Origin of the sequence: Raoultella sp., from assembly GCF_039594335.1 — a bacterium.
Taxonomy (GTDB): Bacteria; Pseudomonadota; Gammaproteobacteria; order Enterobacterales; family Enterobacteriaceae; genus Klebsiella.
The window spans coordinates 1-5,048 of the sequence record NZ_JBCNNS010000209.1 but is presented as its reverse complement, the minus strand read 5'-3'; the positions used below and the strand labels follow the sequence as shown (position 1 = coordinate 5,048).

Here is a 5,048-nt window from a genome sequence, read left to right as displayed (position 1 = left end):
GTTAATAAAAGAGTTGACCGCAGTGCAAAAAAGTCGCCGTGAGACCCGGCCGACCCGGGCGTCAAAAGAGCGTCGCCTTGCCTCGAAGGCGCAAAAGTCCTCAGTCAAAGCACTGCGTGGGAAAGTTCGTCAGTAAGCGGCATGGCGAACGGGTGGAATGGATTATAAGGAATTCACAGTGAAGAAAATCGTACTCTCCGTTGCGGTAGCGTGTTCGCTCTTTGCGCTGTTTGGCTGCAATCATCGTTCGGATGTCGAGATGCTACAGCCGGCGCCGATGGAAGAACTGAAGCCGATGCAGCAAAGCTGGCGTGGCATTTTGCCCTGCGCCGATTGTGAAGGGATTGAAACCTCGCTGTTCCTCGAAAAAGACGGTAGCTGGGTAATGAACGAGCGTTATCAAGGGGTCAGCCGTGAACCGTCATCGTTCGCCTCGTACGGGACCTGGGCGCGGACCGCCGATAAGCTGGTACTCACTGACAGCAAAGGTGAGAAGTCTTACTATCGTGCGAAGGGGGAAACCCTGGAGATGCTCGATCGGCAAGGCAATCCCATTGAGTCGACGCTCAACTACACCCTGAAATCGGTCCAGGCCAGCCTGCCGACTACGCCGATGACCCTGCGCGGGATGTATTTCTATATGGCGGATGCGGCCACCTTCACCGACTGTGCGACCGGTAAGCGGATCGCGGTGGCTAACAATGCCCAGCTTGAGCGCGATTATGCCGCCGCTCGCGGGACGCAAACGCGCCCGGTACTGCTGGTGGTGGAAGGGCACTTTACGCTGGAAGCCAACCCTGATAGCGGGGAGATGGTGAAAACGCTGATGGCGGATAAAGATATTAAATTCTTGCCGGGCCAAGACTGTAACCAGTAAGCCGTTTTCTCGTGACCGCTGCACACAAACACTGTAACGAATGTCGTTGCCGACATAAAAAAGGCCCCGCATCAGCGGGGCCTTTTGACGTTTAGCGGAGGGATCAGCCTTTGATAGCGGTAACCAGGTAATTCACGATATCGCCGGTTTTGATCAGCTGCTTCTCGCCGTTGCGACGATATTTGTATTCGATATCGTCATTGTCGAGGTTGCGATCGCCGAGCACGATGGTATGCGGAATACCAATCAGCTCCATATCGGCAAACATCACGCCTGGACGCTCTTTACGGTCGTCCATCAGCACTTCGATACCCTGTGCGCGCAGCTCGCTATACAGTTTCTCGGCCAGCTCCTGCACGCGATAGGATTTGTGCATATTCATTGGCAGGATGGCGACCTGGAACGGCGCAATCGCGTCTGGCCAGATAATACCGCGATCGTCATGGTTCTGCTCAATAGCCGCAGCCACCACGCGGGTTACCCCGATACCGTAGCAGCCCATCGTCAGCACTTGGTTACGGCCGTCTTCACCCTGCACCGAGGCGTTCATTGCCTGTGAGTACTTGGTCCCCAACTGGAAGATATGACCCACTTCGATGCCACGCTTAATCAGCAGCGTACCCTGACCATCTGGACTCGGATCGCCGGCGACAACGTTACGGATATCGGCGACTTCCGGGGTCGCTACATCGCGATCCCAGTTAATACCGAAGTAGTGTTTGCCATCGATATTGGCGCCGGCAGCGAAATCGCTCATGGCCGCCACGGTACGGTCGATAACCACCGGAATCGGCATATTCACCGGACCCAGAGAACCCGGACCTGCGTTAACGATGGCGCGAATGTCTGCTTCAGTGGCGAAGGTCAGCGGGCTGGCAACCTGCGCCAGCTTTTCTGCCTTCACTTCGTTCAGTTCGTGGTCGCCGCGCACCAGCAGGGCAATCAGCGGGGAGCTGCTACCTTCCACCGCTTTTACCAGCAGCGTTTTGACGGTCTTCTCAACCGGCAGGTTGAACTGCTCAACCAGCTCGGCGATGGTTTTCGCATCCGGCGTATCGACCAGGGTCATCTCCTGAGTGGCTGCCGCACGTGGCGCTTTCGGCGCAACCGCTTCAGCAAACTCAATGTTAGCCGCGAAGTCAGAGCTGTCAGAGAAGATCACATCATCTTCACCGCTCTGCGCCAGAACCTGGAACTCATGAGACGCGCTACCGCCGATTGAGCCGGTATCCGCCTGTACCGCGCGGAAATCAAGACCCATGCGGGTGAAGATTTTGCTGTAGGCGGCATACATCGCATCGTAGGTCTCTTGTAGCGATTCCTGAGAGGTATGGAAAGAGTAGGCATCTTTCATCAGGAACTCACGAGAGCGCATCACGCCAAAGCGCGGGCGAACTTCGTCACGGAACTTGGTCTGAATCTGGAAGAAGTTCAGCGGCAGCTGCTTATAAGAGTTCAGTTCGTTACGGATCAGGTCGGTAATGACCTCTTCATGCGTCGGGCCGAGAACAAACGGACGCTCGCCACGGTCAACGAAACGCAGCAGTTCCGGACCATACTGCTCCCAGCGACCGCTCTCCTGCCACAGGTCCGCTGGCTGAACTACCGGCATGGACACCTCGATGGCACCGGCGTTGTTCATCTCTTCACGCACGATGTTTTCGACTTTTTTCAGGACGCGCAGGCCGGTCGGCAGCCAGGTATACAACCCGGAGGCCAGCTTGCGGATCATCCCGGCGCGCAGCATCAACTGATGGCTGATGACTTCGGCGTCGGCAGGTGTCTCCTTTTGAGTGGAGAGCAGGTATTGGCTAGTACGCATGTTGTTACGGTTCCATTTGGACGATCGGAACAGGCTGGGGGACCAGCCTGAAACAAAAAAGTGGTTTAGTTTACCAGTGTGGCAAAGATGCCAAAAGAGAGGAAAATAAAATTAGCGCGCTTCAAGAGAAAAGACTTCAAAACCGGACGCAATCACGCGCCAGCGTACGTTAAAATCGAGCAGCCAGACGGCATAGGTTTTTCCCGCTTCTTCCTCTTTACGATAGGCCGGTCGCGGATCCTGCGCCAGCACCTCGCAGATGAATGCTTTCAGGTGCGGATAGCGCTTTTCCAGGGCGAAGAGCTGCGCCTGCGTTTCTGGCGTGAAGCTGACCGCCATCTCCGCCTGCGGCGCCTGCTGGGCGTAGCTGGCGCTGGCATCCGGCAGCGCTTCGGCAAACGGCAGGTAGGGTTTGATATCGACGACCGGGGTACCGTCAACCAGATCCAGACTGCCAAGCTGAAGGATGACCCGATCTTTATGACAACGGATGCCTTTAAGTTCAACCAGCGACATCCCGATGGGATTCGGGCGAAACGTCGAACGGGTGGCGAAAACGCCCATGCGCGTATTGCCGCCGAGGCGGGGCGGGCGCACGGTGGGGCGCCAACCGCCTTCCATCGTCTGATGGAAAACAAACAGCACCCACAGATGACTGAATGCGTCCAGGCCGCGTACGGCATCAGCCTGGTTATAAGGGGGCAGCAGATGCAATTCGCCGCCACCATGTTTGACCAGGCCTGGCTGGCGCGGGACGGCAAATTTTTCTTTATATGGCGAGCGAATAACGCCTATCTGCGTAAACTGAAAAACACTCATTGCGCCGAGACGTTAAGCGCTGAACCCAGGCAAACGGCCTGGCGATAGCATCCTGGCGTGCCGCTGGTGACTTCACAGCGGTGCAGAAGGACCGCGTTGGCTTTCATTCTCGCTGCGTTGATTTGCAGACGCTTGCGGGCGGTTGGGATATTGGGCGGCGAGTCCTGATTGCTGGCCTGGCATGATTCGCCGGTGACTTCACCGAGATCGCGGAATGGTTTCCCGACCAGTTCAGAGGCATCGGTATAAATTCGTACCGGCGCCGGGCGTACTGCTTTCGGTTTGGCCGGTTCCGTTTTAGCCGGTGCGGTTGCGGTGCTTTGTACAGGTTCGACGGGAGATCTGCTTAGCATGGAACAGCCGCTTAACATGAGTGCTAACAAACAGATCGGTAAAGCACGCATAGTATTTCCTCAATAAATGTTCAAACAGGGCGCTATTGAATCAGGTGCTTGCATAAATGACAAGACGGGCATAAAGCCCGTCCTGAATGATATTACGGTGAAAAGAGATTACCAGCCTTTTACTGCACCGCCGTTAAAGATTTTGTTAGCGGCTTCATAAACTTCATCGCTTTGGTAAGCCTGAACAAATTTCTTAACATTTTCTGCATCTTTGTTGTCTTCGCGAGCAACAATCAGGTTCACGTACGGGGAGTCTTTATTTTCTACGAAAATACCATCTTTGGCCGGGGTCAGGCCGATCTGGCTGGCGTAGGTGGTGTTAATGATTGCCAGCGCAATCTGTGCATCGTCCAGGGAACGCGGCAGCTGCGGTGCTTCCAGCTCAACAATTTTCAGGTTTTTCGGGTTTTCAATGATATCCAGGGCGGTTGGCAGCAGACCCACGCCTTCTTTCAGTTTGATCAGGCCCACCTGTTGCAGCAGCAGCAGGGAACGACCGAGGTTGGTCGGATCGTTCGGAATGGCAATCTGGGAACCCGGCTGCAGCTCATCCAGTGATTTGATTTTTTTGGAATAACCAGCAATCGGATAAACAAAGGTGTTGCCCACGGCAACCAGTTTGTAGCCACGGTCTTTAATTTGCTGATCGAGGTACGGCTTGTGCTGGAAGGCATTCACGTCGATATCGCCTTTGCTCAACGCTTCGTTCGGCAGAACGTAATCGTTGAAGGTCACCAGCTCAACGTCGAGACCGTATTTCTCTTTCGCCACTTTTTGTGCCACTTCAGCAACCTGCTGCTCGGCACCCACGATGACGCCGACTTTAATATGGTTCGGATCTTTTTCATCCTGACCACAACCGACCAGAGCCAGAGAACCGATTAATGCGCCGACTGCCGCAAAGGTTTTGAAATTAAAGGCCATGTTATTTCCTTTCTGTAAGAGTCTATGTGTACACGAGTCATTGGGCCGCGTGGAGACGGCCCGAATGAGGTGGTATAGATAATGTTATTTGTGAGTCACAGCCCGGACGATGCGATCGCCAGAGAATTGGATTAAATAAACCAGAATAACCAGTAATACCAGCACGGTATTCATTACCGTAGCGTTGTAGCCGATATAGCCG

General features: G+C 54.6%; 5 protein-coding genes and 2 pseudogenes. 2 read left to right on the top strand and 5 right to left on the bottom strand.

Annotated elements, in window-relative coordinates; all coding sequences use genetic code 11:
- Positions 1-136, top strand: a pseudogene (locus ACZAHD_RS21500) (alternative ribosome rescue aminoacyl-tRNA hydrolase ArfB); the annotation flags it as partial.
- 42 nt (positions 137-178) lie between these two features.
- Positions 179-877 (top strand): envelope stress response activation lipoprotein NlpE, encoded by a 699-nt coding sequence (gene nlpE / locus ACZAHD_RS21495; RefSeq protein WP_462458554.1) that lies wholly within the window; start codon positions 179-181, stop codon positions 875-877.
- Between the two features lie 103 nt (positions 878-980).
- Here nlpE and proS read toward each other — a convergent pair whose 3' ends face one another.
- From proS to ACZAHD_RS21470, 5 genes and pseudogenes are all read right to left on the bottom strand, one after another.
- Complete coding sequence (proS, locus tag ACZAHD_RS21490; RefSeq protein ID WP_462458553.1) at positions 981-2,699, bottom strand: proline--tRNA ligase; 1,719 nt, start codon at positions 2,697-2,699, stop codon at positions 981-983.
- Between the two features lie 111 nt (positions 2,700-2,810).
- Entirely contained in the window at positions 2,811-3,518 is a 708-nt protein-coding gene (gene tsaA / locus ACZAHD_RS21485) for a tRNA (N6-threonylcarbamoyladenosine(37)-N6)-methyltransferase TrmO (protein ID WP_462458552.1), read from the bottom strand.
- Entirely contained in the window at positions 3,515-3,922 is a 408-nt protein-coding gene (rcsF, locus tag ACZAHD_RS21480) for an Rcs stress response system protein RcsF (RefSeq protein ID WP_462458551.1), read from the bottom strand. The genes tsaA and rcsF overlap by 4 nt, the downstream gene beginning before the upstream one ends.
- A 108-nt stretch (positions 3,923-4,030) precedes the next feature.
- Positions 4,031-4,846: a MetQ/NlpA family lipoprotein gene (locus ACZAHD_RS21475; protein ID WP_462458550.1), complete on the bottom strand. Its 816-nt coding sequence runs from the start codon at positions 4,844-4,846 to the stop codon at positions 4,031-4,033.
- Positions 4,847-4,930: 84 nt separating this feature from the next.
- Positions 4,931-5,048 (bottom strand): annotated as a pseudogene (locus ACZAHD_RS21470) (DL-methionine transporter permease subunit); the annotation flags it as partial.